This window comes from Bradyrhizobium sp. WSM4872, assembly GCF_055811715.1.
In genome coordinates, this window is the sequence record NZ_JBVVPT010000001.1 from 560,447 (window position 1) to 579,630 (window position 19,184).

General features: G+C 63.6%; 24 protein-coding genes. 9 read left to right on the forward strand and 15 right to left on the reverse strand.

From position 1 onward, the window contains the following. Nucleotides 1–10: 10 nt before the first annotated feature. Nucleotides 11–712, reverse strand: a complete 702-nt coding sequence (locus tag AC0L3C_RS02780; RefSeq protein WP_473277966.1) for a GrlR family regulatory protein — start codon at nucleotides 710–712, stop codon at nucleotides 11–13. A gap of 194 nt (nucleotides 713–906) precedes the next feature. Continuing rightward, complete coding sequence (locus tag AC0L3C_RS02785; RefSeq protein ID WP_473250723.1) at nucleotides 907–1,941, reverse strand: glutamine synthetase beta-grasp domain-containing protein; 1,035 nt, start codon at nucleotides 1,939–1,941, stop codon at nucleotides 907–909. 542 nt (nucleotides 1,942–2,483) lie between these two features. Here AC0L3C_RS02785 and AC0L3C_RS02790 point away from each other — a divergent pair. Next, the gene (locus tag AC0L3C_RS02790; RefSeq protein WP_371261365.1) at nucleotides 2,484–2,684 is read left to right on the forward strand and encodes a DUF2735 domain-containing protein; all 201 of its coding nucleotides are present in this window, start codon (nucleotides 2,484–2,486) and stop codon (nucleotides 2,682–2,684) included. Between the two features lie 114 nt (nucleotides 2,685–2,798). Here AC0L3C_RS02790 and AC0L3C_RS02795 read toward each other — a convergent pair whose 3' ends face one another. Further along, on the reverse strand, nucleotides 2,799–3,110 hold the full coding sequence (locus AC0L3C_RS02795) for an MliC family protein (RefSeq protein WP_473257066.1): 312 nt from the start codon (nucleotides 3,108–3,110) through the stop codon (nucleotides 2,799–2,801). Between the two features lie 70 nt (nucleotides 3,111–3,180). On the opposite strand from AC0L3C_RS02795, the gene AC0L3C_RS02800 reads away from it, so the two are divergent. Continuing rightward, nucleotides 3,181–3,969 carry a tyrosine-protein phosphatase gene (locus AC0L3C_RS02800; protein WP_063992655.1) on the forward strand — a complete coding sequence of 263 codons (789 nt, stop codon included), beginning with the start codon at nucleotides 3,181–3,183 and terminating at the stop codon, nucleotides 3,967–3,969. Here the strand turns inward: AC0L3C_RS02800 and AC0L3C_RS02805 are convergent. Beyond that, entirely contained in the window at nucleotides 3,959–4,702 is a 744-nt protein-coding gene (locus AC0L3C_RS02805; RefSeq protein ID WP_473257071.1) for an SGNH/GDSL hydrolase family protein, read from the reverse strand. The two genes, AC0L3C_RS02800 and AC0L3C_RS02805, sit on opposite strands and share 11 nt — an antisense overlap. 117 nt (nucleotides 4,703–4,819) lie before the next feature. Here AC0L3C_RS02805 and AC0L3C_RS02810 point away from each other — a divergent pair, with 117 nt between their 5' ends. Continuing rightward, complete coding sequence (locus AC0L3C_RS02810) at nucleotides 4,820–5,500, forward strand: SDR family oxidoreductase (protein ID WP_473257073.1); 681 nt, start codon at nucleotides 4,820–4,822, stop codon at nucleotides 5,498–5,500. On the opposite strand, the gene AC0L3C_RS02815 is transcribed toward AC0L3C_RS02810, so the two are convergent. Next, nucleotides 5,501–5,848, reverse strand: coding sequence for a hypothetical protein (locus AC0L3C_RS02815; RefSeq protein ID WP_473250727.1), 348 nt, complete (start codon nucleotides 5,846–5,848; stop codon nucleotides 5,501–5,503). A gap of 138 nt (nucleotides 5,849–5,986) precedes the next feature. Here AC0L3C_RS02815 and AC0L3C_RS02820 point away from each other — a divergent pair, with 138 nt between their 5' ends. Further along, nucleotides 5,987–6,673 (forward strand): DUF2161 domain-containing phosphodiesterase, encoded by a 687-nt coding sequence (locus tag AC0L3C_RS02820; protein ID WP_063992659.1) that lies wholly within the window; start codon nucleotides 5,987–5,989, stop codon nucleotides 6,671–6,673. Between the two features lie 95 nt (nucleotides 6,674–6,768). Then, on the forward strand, nucleotides 6,769–7,074 hold the full coding sequence (locus AC0L3C_RS02825; RefSeq protein ID WP_007591844.1) for a hypothetical protein: 306 nt from the start codon (nucleotides 6,769–6,771) through the stop codon (nucleotides 7,072–7,074). 79 nt (nucleotides 7,075–7,153) lie between these two features. Here the strand turns inward: AC0L3C_RS02825 and AC0L3C_RS02830 are convergent, their stop codons facing one another. The 7 genes from AC0L3C_RS02830 to AC0L3C_RS02860 form a co-directional block, all read right to left on the reverse strand. After that, complete coding sequence (locus AC0L3C_RS02830; protein WP_007609461.1) at nucleotides 7,154–7,783, reverse strand: GNAT family N-acetyltransferase; 630 nt, start codon at nucleotides 7,781–7,783, stop codon at nucleotides 7,154–7,156. A 150-nt stretch (nucleotides 7,784–7,933) separates the two neighbouring features. Further along, nucleotides 7,934–8,335, reverse strand: a complete 402-nt coding sequence (locus AC0L3C_RS02835; RefSeq protein ID WP_007609457.1) for a PaaI family thioesterase — start codon at nucleotides 8,333–8,335, stop codon at nucleotides 7,934–7,936. A gap of 145 nt (nucleotides 8,336–8,480) precedes the next feature. Next, nucleotides 8,481–9,683: a kynureninase gene (kynU, locus tag AC0L3C_RS02840; protein ID WP_473407071.1), complete on the reverse strand. Its 1,203-nt coding sequence runs from the start codon at nucleotides 9,681–9,683 to the stop codon at nucleotides 8,481–8,483. 8 nt (nucleotides 9,684–9,691) lie between these two features. Next, nucleotides 9,692–10,531 (reverse strand): tryptophan 2,3-dioxygenase, encoded by an 840-nt coding sequence (kynA, locus tag AC0L3C_RS02845; RefSeq protein WP_473257078.1) that lies wholly within the window; start codon nucleotides 10,529–10,531, stop codon nucleotides 9,692–9,694. 33 nt (nucleotides 10,532–10,564) lie between these two features. Further along, nucleotides 10,565–11,374, reverse strand: a complete 810-nt coding sequence (locus tag AC0L3C_RS02850; protein ID WP_473407072.1) for an alpha/beta hydrolase — start codon at nucleotides 11,372–11,374, stop codon at nucleotides 10,565–10,567. A 252-nt stretch (nucleotides 11,375–11,626) separates the two neighbouring features. After that, a complete protein-coding gene (locus AC0L3C_RS02855; RefSeq protein ID WP_473407073.1) occupies nucleotides 11,627–12,904 on the reverse strand; it encodes an ArgE/DapE family deacylase in 1,278 nt (425 codons plus the stop codon). A 54-nt stretch (nucleotides 12,905–12,958) separates the two neighbouring features. Then, a complete protein-coding gene (locus tag AC0L3C_RS02860; RefSeq protein ID WP_473257084.1) occupies nucleotides 12,959–13,684 on the reverse strand; it encodes a pyridoxamine 5'-phosphate oxidase family protein in 726 nt (241 codons plus the stop codon). 74 nt (nucleotides 13,685–13,758) lie between these two features. On the opposite strand from AC0L3C_RS02860, the gene pdxR reads away from it, so the two are divergent. Then, complete coding sequence (gene pdxR / locus AC0L3C_RS02865) at nucleotides 13,759–15,231, forward strand: MocR-like pyridoxine biosynthesis transcription factor PdxR (protein WP_473407074.1); 1,473 nt, start codon at nucleotides 13,759–13,761, stop codon at nucleotides 15,229–15,231. A 67-nt stretch (nucleotides 15,232–15,298) separates the two neighbouring features. Next, nucleotides 15,299–15,547, forward strand: coding sequence for a DUF6719 family protein (locus tag AC0L3C_RS02870; protein ID WP_473257089.1), 249 nt, complete (start codon nucleotides 15,299–15,301; stop codon nucleotides 15,545–15,547). A 3-nt stretch (nucleotides 15,548–15,550) separates the two neighbouring features. On the opposite strand, the gene AC0L3C_RS02875 is transcribed toward AC0L3C_RS02870, so the two are convergent. Both AC0L3C_RS02875 and AC0L3C_RS02880 read right to left on the reverse strand, forming a co-directional pair. Further along, the gene (locus AC0L3C_RS02875) at nucleotides 15,551–15,913 is read right to left on the reverse strand and encodes a hypothetical protein (RefSeq protein WP_473257091.1); all 363 of its coding nucleotides are present in this window, start codon (nucleotides 15,911–15,913) and stop codon (nucleotides 15,551–15,553) included. Nucleotides 15,914–15,948: 35 nt separating this feature from the next. Next, the gene (locus tag AC0L3C_RS02880) at nucleotides 15,949–16,113 is read right to left on the reverse strand and encodes a hypothetical protein (RefSeq protein WP_167552240.1); all 165 of its coding nucleotides are present in this window, start codon (nucleotides 16,111–16,113) and stop codon (nucleotides 15,949–15,951) included. Nucleotides 16,114–16,531: 418 nt separating this feature from the next. Between AC0L3C_RS02880 and AC0L3C_RS02885 the strand changes: the two genes are divergently transcribed. Then, entirely contained in the window at nucleotides 16,532–16,741 is a 210-nt protein-coding gene (locus tag AC0L3C_RS02885; protein WP_473257093.1) for a hypothetical protein, read from the forward strand. 33 nt (nucleotides 16,742–16,774) lie between these two features. Here AC0L3C_RS02885 and AC0L3C_RS02890 read toward each other — a convergent pair whose 3' ends face one another. After that, on the reverse strand, nucleotides 16,775–17,323 hold the full coding sequence (locus tag AC0L3C_RS02890) for a CreA family protein (protein WP_473407075.1): 549 nt from the start codon (nucleotides 17,321–17,323) through the stop codon (nucleotides 16,775–16,777). A 208-nt stretch (nucleotides 17,324–17,531) separates the two neighbouring features. Between AC0L3C_RS02890 and AC0L3C_RS02895 the strand changes: the two genes are divergently transcribed. Then, nucleotides 17,532–19,145: a L,D-transpeptidase gene (locus AC0L3C_RS02895; RefSeq protein WP_473257097.1), complete on the forward strand. Its 1,614-nt coding sequence runs from the start codon at nucleotides 17,532–17,534 to the stop codon at nucleotides 19,143–19,145. Nucleotides 19,146–19,184: the final 39 nt, after the last annotated feature.

The window sequence follows — 19,184 nt, forward strand, 5'->3', positions numbered from 1 at the left end:
CCTGTGGCGATCAGGCGCGGTGCATCAGCTTGAGCGCGGCGGTCAGGCGCAGGCTACGCTTGCCAGCGAGCGCCGTTGCCTCCAGCACCGCCTGCTCGGCATCATAAGTGCCGGAGAAGCCGATGCCGACCTCGTGGCCGCCGAAGATCGGATCGTCCTTGGCCGGCGTGTGCTCCTGATTCAGGATCTGGCCCTTCCAGCGCCCGTTGGCGGCGGTGTAGCTGCCGAGATAATAGAACGATGCATCGCCGCCGAGGATGCGGCCCTTGTTGAGCAGCATCACGCCGGTGAGACCGCCGTCGACGCCGTCGAGCATGCGCAGATGCACCGAGTAGAGCCCGTCGGCGATGCCGGCCTCGCCGACGCCGCCGGCGATCGGCATCTCGTCTTCGGTGATGGGTGTCATCAACGACTGAAAGGGTACGCCGGGCAGCTCCTTGAGCTCGCCCTTGAAGCGATAGAGATCGCCGTCGGCCCAGCCCTTGGCAAGCAGGGTCGCGTCGTCCGTGCCCGCCATGGCGCGATAGTTCGGATCGGGGTTGTGGCGGACGGTGTTGATCACGATGTCGACGCCGCCTTCCGTCTTCGCGTAGGTGCCGATATGGGCGAAGGCCGAATTGCCGCCGAGCATCTTGCCGTTGCCGGCATGCATCACGCTTCGGCCGACGGCGTCGCCGAGCTGAAATCTCACCTTGTAGAAGCCTTCAAACACCAGCCGTCCCCGGCCCTGCGCGCACCCAGGCGCACTCTATCCCGCTTTCGGCGGCGATGGACAAGTTTCCCGCCATGAGGTCCGAGGCGGCTCCGCAAACGGCTGTCATCAGAATGAAAAATCCGCCGAAGCCTTTCGGCTTCGGCGGATCGAAGTCCAACCCGGGCCAGCCCCCCAGCCCGGGCCGGGAGGATCTAGGCGGCGGCCTTCTTGTCGGCCGGCACGGAGGCGATCGTCTTCAGGATCTGCGAAGCGATCTGGTATGGGTCGCCCTGCGAATTCGGACGACGGTCTTCCAGATAGCCCTTGTAACCGTTGTTGACGAAGGAGTGCGGCACGCGGATCGAAGCACCGCGATCGGCAATGCCGTAGCTGAACTTATTCCAGGGCGCGGTCTCGTGCTTGCCGGTCAGACGCTTGTCGTTGTCCGGGCCGTAGACGGCGATGTGGTCCATCAGGTTCTTGTCGAAGGCCGCCATCAGCGCCTCGAAGTACTCCTTGCCGCCGACCGTACGCATGTACTCGGTCGAGAAGTTGGCGTGCATGCCGGAGCCGTTCCAGTCGGTGTCGCCGAGCGGCTTGCAGTGGAACTCGATGTCGATGCCGTACTTCTCGGTCAGGCGCAGCATCAGGTAGCGGGCCATCCACATTTCGTCAGCGGCCTTCTTGGAGCCTTTGCCGAAGATCTGGAATTCCCACTGGCCCTTCGCGACTTCCGCGTTGATGCCTTCATGGTTGATGCCGGCGGCCAGGCAGAGGTCGAGATGCTCTTCGACGATCTTGCGGGCGACGTCGCCCACGTTCGAGAAGCCGACGCCGGTGTAGTACGGACCCTGGGGCGCCGGATAGCCGGAGGCCGGGAAGCCGAGCGGACGGCCGTCCTTGTAGAAGAAGTATTCCTGCTCGAAGCCGAACCAGGCGCCGGCATCGTCGAGGATGGTGGCGCGCTTGTTGGTCGAGTGCGGGGTCTTGCCGTCGGGCATCATGACTTCGCACATCACGAGCACGCCGTTGGTGCGGGCGGCATCCGGGAACACCGCGACCGGCTTCAGCACGCAATCGGAGCTGTGGCCTTCAGCCTGCTGGGTGGAGGAGCCATCGAAGCCCCAGAGCGGAAGCTGCTCGAGCGTCGGGAACGACGCGAATTCCTTGATCTGAGTTTTGCCGCGCAAGTTCGGAGTCGGCGTATATCCGTCGAGCCAGATGTACTCGAGCTTATACTTGGTCATTGAGCCTCTCTGTAGATGATGCGAAAGGTGGGGGCCGCAGGCCCCCGCACGATTGTTTACCCGGCCAACATCGGCCGACCCTTTCCAAGCATTTAACGTGCCAAAAGGCCGCAGCGCGGGAGGTTTTCCACCGCGGCCGGCCTCCTCTCCCGCCCGTCGGATCGTCGACTGCGCCGTGCGTCATAGCGGCGCACCTTTGCGTGAATAGCTGCACCGCAAAAATCCCGCGGAAAACGCCCGATTCTGGAGCAGGCAGGCCGGTGCCTGAGGTTGCCGACTAAACGCGCATCAACGTCCGGCAATATTCGCCAAGTCTGCGCCCGTCGCCCGCAACCTTCGCAATGGCCCACGCGTTAGCCACCCGACCGCTGCCTTGGAGGAAGCAGAATGCACCCTGCCTACAAAATAGGCCAAGGCTGATTTCCTTTTCAGCACTTTGCATTTCGGAATGCACGGCCGATATGGGGATTCCAGTAACCACAAGCCAACGAGTCGGGCGCACCATGGAGGCCAGCGCTGCGATCTCGGGAGATACCGCAATGATGAACAATGGACTGAGTCACGGATCTGCACAGATCTACCAATTCCCTGTCGGGGGCCGCTCCGCTCTCGGGGGGCGCCGCAACGGTGAGACCCGCCTTCCCGCCAACCACGCCTCGCTCCCCGTGAACGAGACGATTTGCAGCGGCAGCTGGTACCATCAGGAAGCAGTCGATGAAGCCAAGCCGAAATGGGATCGCTGATGCCTGCGTTCGGTTCGATACCGCCGCGCCCTCTCAAGCGTCCGGCGTCAGTTTGAAAAAGGGTCGAAACAACGAAGTTTCGGCCCTTTTTGATTTTTGTGGAAATGCCGCCGTTCAGATCCCCGCGCAGGCCGTGACCGGCCGCTTCAGATGCTTGACCGTGGTGCTGCCGGTCTTGCCGATCACAAGCGTGATGCCCGCCCCCGAATAGCGCGCGCCGGAGACCGTCAGCCGCTTCGCAAGCGTGACAGGCTCGCCGTCGATCTGGAGGAAGGCGCGCTTGTCGGCGTCATAAAACCCAACGATGAACTGCGTACCATCGGCGCAGTGGTAGGTCCGGAACGTCTGCGCATCGGCCTGCCGCGCTCCGATCACTCCGCCCGCCAGCATGGCGACCGTCAAAAGAATGGCCTTGTGCCGGCCCATGATCGCCCCCTGTAATAGATTCAAGGACGCCCGTTGTGCGTCCAATGGAGCCATAACCCAAACTGATCTCATGCAAGACAAGTCCCTGCAAGACTCCTCCGGACAAGACTCCTCGGTACAGGGCTCCCCTGCCCGCCATCTCGCCCTGCAAGGCGCCAGCAATTTTCGCGACCTCGGCGGCTATCCGACCGCAGATGGCCGGACCACGCGCTGGCGGCACATCTTCCGCTCCAACCATCTCGGCCAGCTCACTGCTGCCGATGTCGAGATCGTCCGCGCGCTGGGTGTGCGCAGCGCCTTCGATTTTCGCGGCGTCGAGGAGCGCGCGGCGGGCGTCTGCGTGATCAACGAGATCGCCGTGCATTCGCTGCCGATCGAGCCGACGGTCGTGGCTGCGCTGCGCGCCGAGCTCGCCAGAGGCAGGCTGACCGCGCCGGTCGCGCTCGAACTCATGCGCGAATCCTATCGCAACTATGTCCGCCACAACACGGCCAGTTTCCGCAACCTGTTCGGTCATCTCCTGGAGGACCGCGCGCCGCTCGTCATTCACTGCACCGCCGGCAAGGACCGCACCGGCTTTGCCAGCGCGCTGATCCTGCATGCGCTCGGCGTGCCGGATGACGTCATTGCCGAGGACTATCTGCTGACCAACCAGCACTACAAGCGCGACGCGACGGCGGCCACCGATCTGCCCGAGGACGTACGCAATGCCATCGGTAGCGTAGAGGCGTCGTACCTTGCCGCGGCTTTCGAAGCTGTCGGCGCCGAATATGGCGATCTCGAAACCTATTTGCGGGACGGGCTCAAGCTCGGCGCGGCCGAGCGGACGGCGCTCAAAGAACGCTATCTCACGTCGTAATCATACACGGGCATCTCTGTGTTGCACCCGTCGCCGTTAGGATCGCCGAACGCAGAGCCCGCGCGACTTGCATGGTGCTCCAGTCGCTCTGGTGCAGCTTCAACTCGTCGTCCGGCGCGAGCAGTTGCTCGAGCGAGGCGTTGTTGTGCTCGTTCCAGTGCCGCATCAGGGCCCAGCGCTGGAACAAATTGACTTTGGCCTCTTGCGCGGCGGCCCGGATCGCCGAGACCATCTTCTCCGAGAGCTTGGCATTGTCGCCGAGCATGGCCGTGACGTATTGCGGGTTGATGAGAATGACATCTGTGGCCGGATGATCGCGCAGGCGGGCCAATCCCTCGGCGATCTTAGCCAACACTTTATCGAAGTCGAATTCGTTGCTGCGAAACACGGCGTTGGTTCCGACCTGCCAGAGCACCAGCGAAGGATTGTCGGCAAAGATGTCATCGTTGAACCGAGCCACTTCTTGCGGCGCCTCTTCGCCGCCCTTGCCACGGTTGAGCACATCTATCCGGATGTCCCGATGGGGATCGTCATCCTTGTAGTGCTTTCTCAAATACAGCTCGAGCCGCGCTGGATATGCAACCACGTTGCCAAGTCCGGCCGTCGAGGACGACCCCATCGCCACGATGCGCACGGGCCCCCTTCCGCCCAATGCTTTCCTGAAGTTCGGCAGCGGATACTGCAAGTCAACGATCGCAGCAGGAAACTCGAGGGTCGGCAAATTGTCGCCCATGAAACAGCCTCCTCCACTATCTGAAGTTGCATCTATAGCCCAATTTGGAACCGGCCGCCATTGCAAGTCCAATGCGGGCCGCGCAATAGTCCGGCCCATTGATGGACGGAGAGTCTCGTGCAGGGAAAAGTCATTGTGGTGACCGGCGCACTCGGCGCACTTGGAAAAGTCGTCGCCGAGACCGCGCAGTCGCGCGGCGCGCGCGTGGCCGGCATCGACCATGCGCCATCGCAAATCTCCGCGACGCCTGAGCGCATCGAGATCGGCGGCGTCGATTTGTCCGACGCAGCACAAGCAAAGACGGCGGTCGAGGCGGCGGCAAGACACTTTGGCAAGCTCGATGGGCTGATCAACATCGCCGGCGGCTTCGCCTTCGAGACCGTGGGCGACGGCGACATCAAGACATGGCAGCGCATGCATGCGCTCAACCTGCTGACGGCGCTCAACGCCTCGCACGCGGCGCTTCCGCATCTGGCCGCGTCCAAGGCCGGCCGCATCGTCAACATCGGCGCCATGGGCGCGCTTCAGGCCGGCTCCGGCATGGGCCCCTATGCGGCGTCGAAAGCCGGCGTCCATCGCCTCACCGAGGCGTTGGCAAGCGAGTGGAAAAGCAAGGTGACCGTGAACGCTGTGCTGCCCTCGATCATCGACACCAAGGCCAATCGCGCCGACATGCCGAAAGCGGACTTCACCAAATGGGTGACACCGCAAGAACTCGCCGAAGTCATCCTGTTCCTCGCCAGCGATGCCGCGAGCGGCGTCACCGGCGCGCTGATCCCGGTCGGCGGCCGGGTGTAATCAATCCGGCACCAAGAGCCGGAGATTGCCTTTGAAACGGATGCTCTGTTTGCCGGCGAGCGCGATGCCCTCGCCGTACGCGGTCTCGTCATTATAGGTACCGCTGAAGCCGATGGTCACGACCTTGCGGCCCCACACCGGGCGCTCGTCGAACGAAGGGGAATGTTCCTCGTTGGTCAGCTCGCCCTTCCACTTGCCGTCGGCCGAGGTGTAGCTGCCGTAGGCGAAGAAGAACGAATCCCCTCCCCGCATGCTGCCGTCGCGCATCACCATGACGCCCTGGTTGCCGCCCTGGACGGCATCCAACATTTCGATGCGGATATGATAGAGCCCATTCCTGATGGTCATCTTCGTGAACCGCCCGATTATCCTACCCTCAGGATAGCCGGATCATCTGTTCCCGATCAAATGGCGCAGAGCTCTAAGTCCATTCCGGGGCTAAACTGCCGCAGACTGATTCTCGGACGTGACACTCGGAAGCTTGCTTTGGAAACCACGCTCTATCTGCCTGTCAAACGCTTCCTCGAAGAGCTCGGCTTCACGGTCAAGGGCGAGATCGGCGGCTGCGATCTCGTGGGCCTCAGCGCCGGCGATCCGCCGGTGGTGGTGATCGGCGAGCTCAAGCTCACCTTCAATCTCGAGCTGATCCTTCAGGCGGTCGATCGTGCACCGGCCGGCGACGAGGTCTGGATCGCAGCAAAGATGTCGGTGCGCGGCAAGGGACGCGAGACCGACGCGCGCTATCGCAATCTCTGTCGCCGCCTCGGCTTCGGCATGCTCGGGGTGACCGACCGGGGTCAGGTCGAGGTGCTGGTGAAGCCGCCGACGGCAGCCCCACGCCGCGAGCCGAAGGTCCGTTCGCGCCTCGTTGCGGAGCATCAGCGCCGCCAGGGCGATCCGGTGCTGGGCGGCAGCACGCGCGCGCCGATCATGACGGCTTATCGGCAGCAGGCGCTGGCCTGCGCCTCGGAGCTTGCGGCAGGCCCGCGGAGGGTGAGCGAGTTGCGCCAACGCTGTCCCGATGCCGGCAAGATCATGCTTAACAATGTGTATGGCTGGTTCGAACGCACCGAACGGGGAATCTACGGGCTGACGGAAGCGGGCCACGCGGCGCTGAAACGCTGGCCACAGCAGCGGGTTGCGGATGTTGCCGGTGTCGCGTCACCACCCTGACACCCAACCGGTGCATAGCTGAGATGCCACACCGATTTCATATTGCAATGCAACATAGACGGCACTAGGTATCCCGGCATCGAAACGAGGCCGTTATGAACGCAGACTGGAATACCAAATATGGCACGCGGCGCGTGCGCCACGATCCGCCGACCCTGGACGAGGCGATCTTCGCCGCCGTCGGCATCACCGATGATCAGGAGCAGCAGGCCGAGATCGCCGCAGCCCTGATGGGCATGCCGCTTGATGTCGTCCAGGCCGAGGTCAAGAAACAGGTTCGCACCAACAGCCGCATCACCTCGACCCGCGTGATCGCCGGCGAACAGGGTGCGCAGCGCTCGGTGGTGGTCGAACGCCGTGTCGTGCGCCGCTTCGGCAACGACAAGCGCACCGGCACCTGAAGGCTTAGTTCCCTATTTCCAATACAAAAGCGGACCGGTTTTGCCGGTCCGCTTTTTGATTCCAGTCGGCTTTTTCAGGTCAGGCGGCGCGATTGCCATAGATGCTGGAAATGATCTTCCAGCAGGTCGAGTTGAAGCTGATAAGAGCGCGGCCGGCCGCGAATGGCGAGGCCGCGAGATCAGCGAGCTCGTCCTCAGGCGCCTTGGCGAGATCGATCGTACCGGTCGATTCGCCATGACGGAATTGCAGATGCGCCCCGAACTTCCTGGCGAGCGCGCGCATTGCGTGATTCTCGGCACCGGTTGTAATGCGCAGGCGCTTGTAGCCTTTCCAGCGCGCTTCCGCGATCAAACGGCTGAACAGCACGGTGCCGACGTTCTGGCGCCGCGCCGAGGCTTCCACGCTGAAGGCGACCTCGGGCAGCGAATCGCCCTCTGGCGGATGCAGCTCGGCCGCACCGCGGACCACGCCATCGACGATGTAGGCGACGATCACGGTGCCGTCCTCGGCACAGCGCGCGGCGTAACGCTCGATAAAACTGTCGTCGAGAAAACCGTTGAAGCGGTCGTGCCGGCTTTCGGCATCGAGCCTCAGCAGATGATCGCGCAAGAGCGGCAATTCTTCCTGCTGGCTCAAGGTCCGCACGTAGCCCTGGACGGACTTCGGGCGGCTGGTTACTTCAAGTCCAAAATCTGCTGCGAGTGACAAGTCAAAACTCCTCTTGGTGTCCCTCGAGGAGGCGTTCGAATCCCTAGGCCTCCAATATTGTGCATCGCAACAAACTTTTCAAGACGGGAACCTGCCCAAGTTTCGGGCATTGGAGGCGACTAATTCGTTAATAAAATCAAGCCCCCGTATTCATACGAGGACCAGCTGGGTCTGCGTCACCACGGCGATCAGCTTGCCGTCCTCGGTCTCCAGCCGGGTGGTCCAGACCTGGGTGCGCCGGCCTCTGTGGATTGGGGTAGCGGTCGCGATCACCGTGGTTCCCTCCTTGGCCCCGCCGATGAAATTGGTCTTGCTCTCGAGCGTGGTCGTGCCCTTGGCGTCCTCCGGCAGATTGATCACGGTGGCCGCCGCGCCGACGGAATCGGCCAGCGCCATCACCGCGCCTCCGTGAATCGTGTGATGAAGTGTGCAGAGATCGGGCCTGACCATCATCCGCGCCACCACGCGATCCTTTCCGGCTTCGACGAACTCGACGCCCTTGAGTTCGGCAAACGGCATCTTCATTGCTTTAAGTTTCTCGAGCGGCGTCATCGGATCTCCTCCCAAATCATTCTGCTCTCAGGGTGAATTGCTCCGCGCGGCAAAGCAATGACGTCCGAGGTAATCGCCGCCGTGACATTCGGCTCTGCAGCGCATCGCCGAGAGGCGCTGCGCTGCGTCCGGGGCACGGGCCCCCTCACGTCACCGCATTCACCACCTGATATTCTGGCCGCCGCCAAATCTCGCCCGCGATCACCTCCTCCATGATCTCGGCCGCCCGCATGATCTCGCTCTCGCCGATATACAGCGGCGCGATGCCAAATCGCATGATGTCAGGCGCGCGGAAATCGCCGATGACGCCACGGGCGATGAGGGCCTGCATCGCGGCATAGCCGCCGTCGAAAGCAAAGGAGACCTGAGACCCGCGGCGCTCATGGGTGCGCGGTGTAACGAGCTTCAAGGACGGACAGCGGCGTTCGACCTCGGCAATCAGGAGATCGCCGAGCGCCAGCGAACGCGCGCGGACTTCTCTGATATCGACACGGTCCCAGATATCGAGCGAGGCCTCCAGCGCTGCCATTGCCAGCACCGGCGGCGTGCCGACGCGCATGCGCTCGACGCCGCCTGCGGCCGCATAGGCAAGCTCGAACGCGAACGGCTTTGCGTGTCCCATCCACCCCGACAAAGCGGCGCGCACGCTGTCGGCGTGGCGCGGCGCGACGTAGAGAAAGGCCGGCGCGCCGGGGCCGGCGTTGATGTATTTGTAGGTGCATCCGGCGGCGAAATCAGCGCCGGTACCCGCAAGGTCAACCGGCAGCGCACCGGCCGAATGCGCGAGGTCCCAGACCGTGACGATGCCAAGCGCATGCGCTCTTGCGGTCAGCTTCGCCATGTCGTGGCGGCGTCCGCTGCGGTAGTCGACCTCGGTGATGTAGAGCACCGCGATCTCCTCCGACAACGAAGCCTCGATCTGCTCCGGCGCTACCAGGCGCAGTTGATGGCCACGGCCGAACGTCGCGATCAGGCCTTCGGCCATGTAGAGGTCGGTCGGAAAATTGCCGGTGTCTGACAGGACGACCTTGCGCGATGCGTTCATGTCAAGCGCGGCGGCGAGCGCCTGATAGACCTTGAGCGACAGCGTATCTCCGACCATGACGGAGCCGGCTTCCGCACTGATCAGCCGCGCGATGCGATCGCCGACGTGGCGCGGTTGGGCATACCAGCCCGCCGTATTCCATGCGCGGATCAACTCATCACCCCACTCGGCGGTGATGACGCGGCTGACGCGCTCGGCGACACCAAGCGGCAACGCGCCGAGCGAATTGCCGTCGAGATAGATCACACCGTCCGGCATATGGAACAGCGCTTTGGTGTCGTCGTAGACGCGAAGCTTGGTCATGAAAATCTCTACAGGATCGTGCGCACGCGCCAGAGTTCGGGAAACAGTTCGACCTCCAGCATCCGCTTGAGGTAGCTGACGCCGCCGGTGCCGCCGGTGCCGCGCTTGAAGCCGATAACGCGCTCGACCGTCGTCACATGGTTGAAGCGCCAGCGCCGGAAATAATCCTCGAAATCGACCAGCTTTTCGGCGAGCTCATAGAGCATCCAGTGCGTTTCCGGCGCCTCGTAGACGATACGCCAGGCCTGCAGCACACCTTCATTGAAGCTATGAGTTTCGCGAACATCGCGCGCCAGCACCGCCGCGGGCATCTTGAGCCCGTTGCGGTCGGCGAGCCGCAGCACCTCGTCATAAAGGCTCGGGGTCGCGAGTTCGGTTTCGAGCAGCTGCGTGGTTTCCAAATCGTGCGCGTGCGGCTTGAGCATGGCGTGGTTGCGATTGCCGAGCAGGAATTCGATCAACCGGTATTGCCGCGACTGGAAGCCTGAGGACTGGCCAAGCTGCGAGCGGAAGCGCGTATACTCGCTGGGCGTCATGGTGCGCAGCACGTCCCAGGCGCCGTTGAGCTGCTCGAAGATGCGCGACATCCGTGCCAGCATCTTCATTGCAGGCTGCACCTCGTCCTTCGCGATCGAACGGCGTGCGGCGCTGAGCTCGTGGATGGCGAGCCGCATCCACAGTTCGGTGGTCTGATGCTGGATGATGAACAGCATCTCGTCATGCGCTTCCGACAGCGGATGCTGCGCGCCGAGGATCGCGTCCAGCGCCAGATAGCTTCCGTAGGACATGCGCCGGGCGAAATCGGTCTCGGCGCCTTCGCTTGCGGGATCGTATTGGCTGGACGTCATGGCAGGCCCTTTCAATCGATCTTTGAGGCCCCGTCAGTCGAGGCCGATCAGGCGCGCGGTGATTGGCGACGACGGGTCCTTGAGGGCGTCGATCACGGTGAAATGGTTCAGCCCGGGATCGACGACAAGACGAGTCGGCACGTCGAATCCAGTCCAGACATTGGCCATCAGATCGGACTGGCGGATGAATTCGGGTCGCTCGTTGCCACCGACCCAGGCGGTCACGGGCGAAGGCCCGCGCGGCAGATGCAGCGCCGCGCTTTCCAGCGTCGCCTCCTCCATCGTCATGCGCAGGGTGTCGTTCATCCTGGTCTTGAGCAGTGGACGCAGATCGTGCAGGCCGCTGATCGAAAGCGTGCCGGCGATGCGGTCGGCGACGGCCGGCTCCAGCCGGCTGTCGTCGCACAGCATGCGCGTGACGAGATGGCCGCCGGCGGAATGGCCGGCGAGCCGGATCGGACCCGCGACGAGCGAGGCCGCCTTGGCGGTCGCCGTGGTGATTTCTGCCGTAATGTCGGAGATGCGCGCGGCCGGCGTCAGCGTGTAGCTTGGCAGTGCCACGGTCCAGCCGTGATGCCGCGCGCCTTCGGCGAGATCAGTCCATGCCGACTTGTCGAAGCGCATCCAATAGCCGCCGTGGACGAACACGACGAGGCCCTTGCTGTCGCCGTCGGGCAGGACGAGGTCGAGCCGCTGGCGCTCGCCGGCGCCATAGGCGATGTCAGCGCGAAACTTCTTAAGCCCGGCGCGATAAGCCGCCGCCCGCTCCGCCCACAGCGCCGGTATCTTGTCCGAGCCCGGGATATGGGCCGAATTGGCATAAGCGTCATCCCAATCGCGCATCGTGCTTCCTCGACGGACTCAAGGCCATCTGGACCTGGCGCCAGTCTGCCACCGGCGCGGGCGGCATCCTAGTCTTTCTTTTAAGCTTAAAGGATTTTGAACGCCGGTGGATTGGGCAATCCCCGTCATTGCGAGCGCAGCGACTTGTCCGCCGAAGCTTTAGCGAAGGCGGAAGCAAATCCAGACTGTCTCCGCGGTGACAGACTGGATTGCTTCGTCGCAAGGGCTCCTCGCAATGACGGCGGAAGGCCCCTAGCCCTTCTCCACCCCGCACCAATTCGCGATGAATAGCGCCATTGCCTTGGTCGTCTTCTTAAGCGAGTCCAGATCGACATATTCATTGAAGCCGTGCATCTCGCCGCCGCTCGCGCCGAAGCACAGGCTCGGGATGCCGTGATTGAGGCCGTAAAAGCGGGTGTCGGTGAGCGCGGTGAAGACGAGATCTTCGACTGCGCCGCCATAGACGGTGTTGAAGGCCTTGCCGAACGCCGCCTCAGGCGCGGCGGCGTCGGTCAGCTCATAGCCTTCCGACAAAAAGCCCGACCATTCGACCTCCGGGGGATTGTTGGCGAGGAAGCGGTGGTTGCGCGCGGCAGCCGCAACGCAGGCCATGATCTCCTTCTGGTGATCGGCGATCGACCAGCCCGGCAACACGGCGATCCGGCAATCGACGTCGCACCAGGCCGGCACGCTGGAGGCCCAGTCGCCGCCCTTGATGATGCCGGGGTTGAAGTTGATGGGATGGTTCAGCGTCTTGAAGTGACGATCGGCTTTCGCGCGCTCGTTCCACTCGATCTCGAGTTTTTGCAGCGCCTGGATCAAATGATAGGCCGCCATGATTGCGTTCGCGCCGGAGCCGGCGAAGGCGACATGGGTCGGATGGCCCTTCACGCGCAGGCGGAACCAGATCACGCCGACCTGCGAGCGCACCATCTTGCCGCCGGTCGGCTCAGGAATGAAGCAAGCATCGGCACGATAGCCGCGTTGAAGCGTCGAGAGCGCGCCGACGCCTGTGCTCTCCTCCTCGATCACGGACTGGAAGTGAATCCGCGCCGTAGGCTTGAGGCCTGCGGCCTTGATCGCATCGAGCGCGGAGAGCGCTGCGATGGTGCCCGACTTCATGTCGCAGGCGCCGCGACCGAACATCTTGCCGTCCTCGATGACGGGCGAGAACGGCGGGGTGTCCCACAGTTCCAGCGGCCCGGCCGGTACGACGTCGCAATGACCCTGGAGGATCAGCGATTTGCCCGCCTCGGTTTTGGGCCGGTACGTGCCGACCACAGTGCGCGCCTTCGAAAAATCGTGCTCGATGGGCCCGAAGCCGCGCAGATCCTTGAGGTCGTCGACATTGATGTGCCAGTCGTCGACCTCGTAGCCGCGCGCGCGCAGGAGGTCGCCGATCATGTCCTGGCAAGGCCCTTCCGCCCCGCGCGTCGAGGGGATAGCGACGAAATCGCGGGTTGTCGCGAGCTGGGCTTCGAAGCCGGCATCGACGGCGTCAAGAATCCTCTGCTGCGTTTCGGCATTCATCAGGCAACTCCAATCGGGCATTGAGATCATCGATGGAGCGCAAGCTAACCGATTTCAGCCGTTCGGGTACTCTGCAAAATAGGCATCCCGCAATGCATCTTCGAGCAGCCGGCCTTCCGAATAGCCGTTCAGTGTCGCTGGCCGGCTGACGCCGTCGAGCAGCCGCGGGCAAGGCTCCGGCGCGCCGAGCACGGTGCGTACCGGGATGCGCTCGGCATAGATCGGCAGCGCATAGTCCTCTTCATCGTCGGCCACACCCTTGGCCCGGATTTTCGCGGAGGCTTCCTCGATCTCCATCGCGATAAAGGAGGTCGCCTTGATCTCCTGCGTGTTGCTCGCCCGCAGGCTTGCGGTGCGATCGGGGAAGAAGCGGTCGACCATCGCGATAACCGCGCGTTCTTTCTCCTCGGGATCGGTGACGAGATAGGCGGTGCCGAACGCCATCACGGCGCGGTAGTCGGCGGAGTGATTGAACCCGCAGCGCGCCAGCACCATGCTGTCGAGATGGGCGACGGTCAGGCACACACGCTCCCCCCGGGTCTGGTTGCGCAGCATGCGGCTGGCGCTCGAGCCATGCCAATACAGCTTCGTCCCTTCGCGCCAGAAGAAGGTCGGCGTGCAATAGGGTTGGCCGTCGATCGCATAGGAGACGTGGCAGAGCATCGAGGAATCCAGGATGCGATGAACGGTGTCGTGATCGTAGAAGCCGCGGTCGTGACGGCGCTTCACCTGGTTGCGCGCGGACGTCGGATAGGAATTTGGGCTCTCGGTCTGGCTCACGGCCGCTCCTGTCGGATTGGATCACTTCCAGCGCAGTTGTAGCCGCGGATTTGGTCTGCGATAGTGCCAATTCCATGGAAAAAATTCCGACCAATTCTGTCCCCTCGCCGGCCAAAGCCGAGCTGCCGCTCGACCTCGCAGGCCCGCACATCACGGCCGGCGCTTCGTCGGCGCACCGGCTGTACCAGGCGCTGTGCGAGATGATCGTCGGCGGCCTGGTGAAACCCGGCGAGCCGCTGCCGCCGTCGCGCACGCTGGCCAAGCAGACAGGCTTTCGGCGCAATGCCGTCGTCACCGCCTATGAGCGGCTGATCGCCGACGGCTTTGCCGATGCCACCGTCGGCTCCGGCACCTTCGTTGCCACGCGCATCCCCGCGCGCGCGGCCGAGCCGAAGCGGCCGAAGATCTTCGTGGAAGCGCCCGGGCAAGGCGCGTTTTCGCTCGGCTGCACCCATATTGACGCGCGCGCAGTGCAGCGTTTCCGGGCCTTTGTCGGCCGCCGCATGCGCGCCTTCGGCGCGGAGCATCTGCACTATGGCGACCCCCGCGGCAGCCGCGAGCTGCGTGCGGCGATCGCCGATCATCTGTTGTCGGCGCGGGGCCTGCGCTGTGATCCCGATCAGATCATGCTGACGTCGGGCACGCTGCACGCGCTGCGCATCGTGCTGAGCGCGATCCTGAAGTCCAACGACCAGGTCTGGTGCGAGGACCCAGGTTATCCCGCCGCGCGCAAGACTATCGCGCATTGCGGCTATCGTGCCGTGTCCGTGCCCGTCGACGCGCACGGCATGCGGATCGCCAGAGGCCGCGCGGCGGCGCCGTCCGCGCGCGCAGCCTATGTGACGCCGTCGCACCAGTTTCCGCTGGGTGTGCAGATGTCGATGCCGCGGCGGCTCGAGCTGCTGGACTGGGCCAGGCAGGCCGGCGCCTTCGTGCTGGAAGACGATTACGACAGCGAATTCCGTTACGACGGCGCGCCGCTGATGTCGCTGGCCGGCATCGATCACCTCCAGCGTGTGATCTACATGGGCACGTTCGCCAAGACGTTGTTTCCGGGCCTGCGGATCGGCTATTGCGCCCTGCCCGAGCGCTTGATTGCGGATGTCACCGCAGCGCGGGCCGCGCTCGACCGCTTTCCCGGCACGCTGATGGAGGCCGCGGTGGCCGACATGCTCAATTCCGGCGCCTTCGCGGCCAACCTGAAGCGCGTGCGCAAGCTCTACCGCGAGGCGCGCGACGCGCTGGCCGGGACGCTCGAAGCCGTATCCGGCGGCGTGCTGTCGGTGCCGGTCCCATCACAGGGCCTGCATCTTGTCGCCCGCTTCGATCCCTCGGTCGACCTGCTGGTGGCGGCAGAAGCCAAGCAGGCCGCCGGCGCCGAAGGCTGGCTGTTGGCCGACACCTATTCACGCTCACGTCCACTGCCCGGTTTCGTGCTGGGATTTTCCGGCCACGCGGTTCCGAAGCTCGTGGCATCCGCCGCGCGGCTCGCGCAGGAATCGCGAGCAGCCGTGCGTGCAAGGCGCAAGCCGGCCCGGCGCGCATGACGAACGTTCACTATGAGAATCGGCTGCCGGTCCCTACATTGCGGCACCGATGCCGGGAGCTCACACCATGCTGCTACGCCGTGCGACTTGCCTCTCGCTCATGATCTTCATCGCACTTGCCGCGACGGCGCGCGCAGGCACGGTCGGACGCGAGCAGGACATCGTCGATCTCAAGCTCGGCCAGCGCGTGCAAGTGGACGACGGAACTTGTCCCGCCGGACAAGTCAAGGAAGTGCGCGGCGCCAAGATGACCGACAAGGGCATCGCACGGACCAGCACCTGCGTGTCGCGGTTTGGTCCGAAATCAAAGCGATGAGCGCTACTTCGCCGGATCGAACATGCATTGCAGGGTCGGCTTGGCGATCTTGGTGAAGGTCGGGCCGATTTCGGTCTGCTTTGCGGCCGGCACCCAGTCGGTCTCGATCGTCGGCACCCCGGTCTCGCTGATGCCGCGCAGCAGGGCCTCGCGGAGATCGCGATCCTCGACGACGGCGGCAGCATGATCGTGCAGGCAGCCGCAGACCTCTTCCGGATGCTCCCACCGTCCGAGCATGCGCGGCGCACATTGCCTCACGAACTCAGTACGGGGATCGGGTAATCTTGAGGGAGAGCGCACCTGCGCCTGAACGGCACTGATCGTCAGAAGGGATATGAACGCCGCAGCGAAAGCACGAACAAGCATGATGGCCTTTATCGGCTGATTTTTCTTGTTGACGATCAGAAGCGCGCGGCAACCACGATCGGCTGCGGCGCCGGGGTCATGATCGGCGAGCCGCTGTACTGGAAAGTACCGATGCCCGGGACATTGCCATCCGGCGAGCCTGCGAACGAGGAGCCGGCGAGCACGAAACCAAAAGCAAGAATGAGGCTAAGCGTGCGCATGAACTTCTCTCCGAATTCGGTGGCCGGCGTGCGCCGTCGTCGTTGTGAGGTTGATAACCATGGGCGGTTTCGCGCGTGATGCGCCAAAGCCGGAAAATGGTTTCATCTCCGTGAGAATTGTTTCGTCCGGCTCGCGGCGACGACATATTCGACGGAAAATCTCAATCTTTTCAGATGGGTCGTGCGGCAGCGCAAAGTGATTTGACGGGTTCCGGGCGAGATCGGATGCGCGCCGGAACGCTGGCGCCGTCATGATCCCGCCTCACACCCTTCACATGCGTTTTACGTTTTTCTGCTGAAGAGAAGCCGAACGAAGGCTGCGTGCTGTCGAACCGGGGGCGCTTCGACTGCGACCCAAGCTATCGAGACCGAGGACGCCCGGGCATCGCCGAGCGCGTTCATGCGAGGAACGGCCATCATGACGGCGCAGAATCGCGCAACGGCGCGCGATGCGGACCAACGAACGGACCGCCGGGAGCAACGACCTGTTCACAGCAGCGCCAATTCGCCTGGCGAAATGGCGCTGCAATCAAGTCGTGGGTTTGAGGCGACGCCGCAGTCATTCGTGCGGCTGACCGGCTCGCATCTTGCAAAACCGCGCGCCAGCCGCGCTGACATCACCGAGTGAACGCAAACCCCTCAGTGAGTGAACGCAAGAGCGTCACTGAGTGAAGAACTCTCCGCACTTCTGGACATTGGCGTCTGCCGGTCCCCACGGCATGACCGGCACGGTCGAGGTCGAGTTCTTCGGCGAACCCTCGATCAGCCTGTCCGAATAGACCATGTAGACCAGCACGTTGCGCTTGGCGTCACAGCCGCGCACGATCTGCATTTTCTTGAAGAACAGCGAGCGTCGCTGGTGGAACATGTCGTCGCCCTGCTCCATCTTGTTCTTGAACTTGATCGGGCCGACCTGACGGCAGGCGAGCGAAATGTCCGAGACCTCCTCGGCAAGACCCAGCCAGCCCTTGAAGCCGCCCTTCTCCGGCACCGTGAAATGACAGGCCACGCCCTCGACTTCAGGGTCGTCGAGGCCATAGGTCGCAAGCTTGTCGTTCGGGCTCATCCATTTGAACACCGTCGAGCGGCGGAAGATCAGATCCGGCTCGTCCGCGGCGAAGGCGGACGCTGCCGGCACGGTCAGCGCCAGGAGGAATAAAGCGAGGCCTTTCAAGCGGATGCTGGAAAGACCGGGGAAACGAGATGACATGAAGTTCTCCAGTAACAAGTCCCAGCAATGTAGGCATCGGGCGACCGATCAGGAAGACGGCCGGCCAGCCGACGCGGCCGCCGTTTACCGCTCCGTGAGGCTTTTTTGCTACGCTTTGGACAAAAGTAGCTGATCGCAGAACCGCCGTGCTGGTGAACGCGTATCCCCTCTGAGAGACTAACATCTGATTTGGATTATGGATTCGATGATGAACAGCGTGAACGGGTCTGGTTTTTCTGCCAAGCCGGCGCGATTTTGGCAGGTCGCCATTTTGACGGCGGCAGGTGCGATCGGCACGGCGAGCCAGGCGGATGCAGCATTCTATTACTGGACGGATTATTCCGACGGGTCCTACGGGCGCCAGGAGCGCCATCCCGAAGTCCCGCGCCAGAAGCCGCAGAAGCGCGGTGCGGCCGTCAAGAAAGACCTTGTTGCCGAAAAGGAAGCCGGCACGAAACCGCAAGGTCCTCTGGTCATCGTCGTCTCGATCGACCGGCAGAGGGTCACGGTCTACGACACCAACGGCGTGTTCGCGGAATCCCCGGTGTCGACGGGTATGAAGGGCCATTCGACGCCGATGGGTGTGTTCAGCGTCATCCAGAAGCACAAATTTCACCACTCCAACATCTATAGCGGCGCGCCGATGCCGTACATGCAGCGGATCACCTGGTCGGGCGTTGCCATGCATGCCGGCGTGCTGCCGGGTTATCCGGCCTCGCATGGCTGCATCCGCATGCCGATGGCGTTCGCTGTGAAGATGTGGAACTGGACCAGGATGGGCGCGCGCGTGATAGTTTCGCCGGGCCAGATGTCGCCGCAGAACTTCTCACATCCGCTGCTTGCCTCGCTGCGCGTGCCGCTCCAATCCGCGGCCAGCCTCGAGCCGCAGACCAATGCCGGCGACAAGGCCGACAAGGTCGCTGCCAATACCGGAGCCGCCGCAGCAAACCCGGCCGAAACGAAGACCGCCAGCGCCGACGGCGTGCTCGAGCTGCGCTCGTCGGTCGGCCACACCGTCATGTCGGACGTGACCACCGGATATGTCCCGGCCCGCGAGGAGGCGGCGGCATCGGTCGACCAGACCGAGACAACGGCAAAGCCCGAGACCAACACCGCTGAGGCGGCGGACGCGGCCAAGCCCCAGGCCGGAGACGCCGCGCTGCCCGCGAACACTGAAGCGAAGCCTGTCGACGCCGCGGAAGCGCCGAAGGCCGAAACCGCCAAGCCTGAACCGGCCAAGTCCGAACCCGCGAAGACGCCCGATGCGCCGGTCATGGCACCAGCGCAGGCGGCGACGCCCGAGGTCAAGAAGGACGAAACCCGCGTTGCCGATCCGGCGCCCGTGGCAAAACCCGACGCGCCCAAGCGGGCGGGCCAGATCGCGGTCTTCATCAGCCGCAAGGATTCCAAGCTCTACGTCCGGCAGAACTTTGCGCCGCTGTTCGAGGTGCCTGTCACGATCGCTGCGAGCGATCGGCCGCTCGGCACGCATGTCTTCACCGCCGAAGTCGACAAGACGGATTCCAATGCGCTGCATTGGTCGGTGGTGTCCTTGCCAGTGTCCGTCCGCTCTGCCGCACGCGAAGATAACGTCCGCCTGACAGTCCGCCAGCGTGGCGCGGCCGTGATTCCCGTCGCTGCCAAGCCTGTGGTCACGCCGGACAGCCCGGCCGAGGCGCTCGACCGCGTCTCGATCCCAGCCGACACGATCGCAAGGATCAACGAAATGCTGACATCAGGCGGCTCGATCATCGTCTCCGATCAGGGCATCAACCAGGGCGAGACTGGCGAAGGCACCGACTTCATAGTCCGCCTGTACTAAGCGCTTCATCGCGTCAGATAACGCGGTGTTGACGACGCC

Coding starts and splice junctions, on each gene's coding strand:
- AC0L3C_RS02785 (WP_473250723.1), bottom strand. CDS start 1,941: ATGACCAAGTATAAGCTCGAGTACATCTGGCTCGACGGATATACGCCG.
- AC0L3C_RS02790 (WP_371261365.1), top strand. CDS start 2,484: ATGAACAATGGACTGAGTCACGGATCTGCACAGATCTACCAATTCCCT.
- AC0L3C_RS02795 (WP_473257066.1), bottom strand. CDS start 3,110: ATGGGCCGGCACAAGGCCATTCTTTTGACGGTCGCCATGCTGGCGGGC.
- AC0L3C_RS02800 (WP_063992655.1), top strand. CDS start 3,181: ATGCAAGACAAGTCCCTGCAAGACTCCTCCGGACAAGACTCCTCGGTA.
- AC0L3C_RS02805 (WP_473257071.1), bottom strand. CDS start 4,702: ATGGGCGACAATTTGCCGACCCTCGAGTTTCCTGCTGCGATCGTTGAC.
- AC0L3C_RS02815 (WP_473250727.1), bottom strand. CDS start 5,848: ATGACCATCAGGAATGGGCTCTATCATATCCGCATCGAAATGTTGGAT.
- AC0L3C_RS02825 (WP_007591844.1), top strand. CDS start 6,769: ATGAACGCAGACTGGAATACCAAATATGGCACGCGGCGCGTGCGCCAC.
- AC0L3C_RS02835 (WP_007609457.1), bottom strand. CDS start 8,335: ATGACGCCGCTCGAGAAACTTAAAGCAATGAAGATGCCGTTTGCCGAA.
- kynU (WP_473407071.1), bottom strand. CDS start 9,683: ATGACCAAGCTTCGCGTCTACGACGACACCAAAGCGCTGTTCCATATG.
- kynA (WP_473257078.1), bottom strand. CDS start 10,531: ATGACGTCCAGCCAATACGATCCCGCAAGCGAAGGCGCCGAGACCGAT.
- AC0L3C_RS02850 (WP_473407072.1), bottom strand. CDS start 11,374: ATGCGCGATTGGGATGACGCTTATGCCAATTCGGCCCATATCCCGGGC.
- AC0L3C_RS02855 (WP_473407073.1), bottom strand. CDS start 12,904: ATGAATGCCGAAACGCAGCAGAGGATTCTTGACGCCGTCGATGCCGGC.
- pdxR (WP_473407074.1), top strand. CDS start 13,759: ATGGAAAAAATTCCGACCAATTCTGTCCCCTCGCCGGCCAAAGCCGAG.
- AC0L3C_RS02870 (WP_473257089.1), top strand. CDS start 15,299: ATGCTGCTACGCCGTGCGACTTGCCTCTCGCTCATGATCTTCATCGCA.
- AC0L3C_RS02875 (WP_473257091.1), bottom strand. CDS start 15,913: ATGCTTGTTCGTGCTTTCGCTGCGGCGTTCATATCCCTTCTGACGATC.
- AC0L3C_RS02880 (WP_167552240.1), bottom strand. CDS start 16,113: ATGCGCACGCTTAGCCTCATTCTTGCTTTTGGTTTCGTGCTCGCCGGC.
- AC0L3C_RS02885 (WP_473257093.1), top strand. CDS start 16,532: ATGACGGCGCAGAATCGCGCAACGGCGCGCGATGCGGACCAACGAACG.
- AC0L3C_RS02890 (WP_473407075.1), bottom strand. CDS start 17,323: ATGTCATCTCGTTTCCCCGGTCTTTCCAGCATCCGCTTGAAAGGCCTC.
- AC0L3C_RS02895 (WP_473257097.1), top strand. CDS start 17,532: ATGAACAGCGTGAACGGGTCTGGTTTTTCTGCCAAGCCGGCGCGATTT.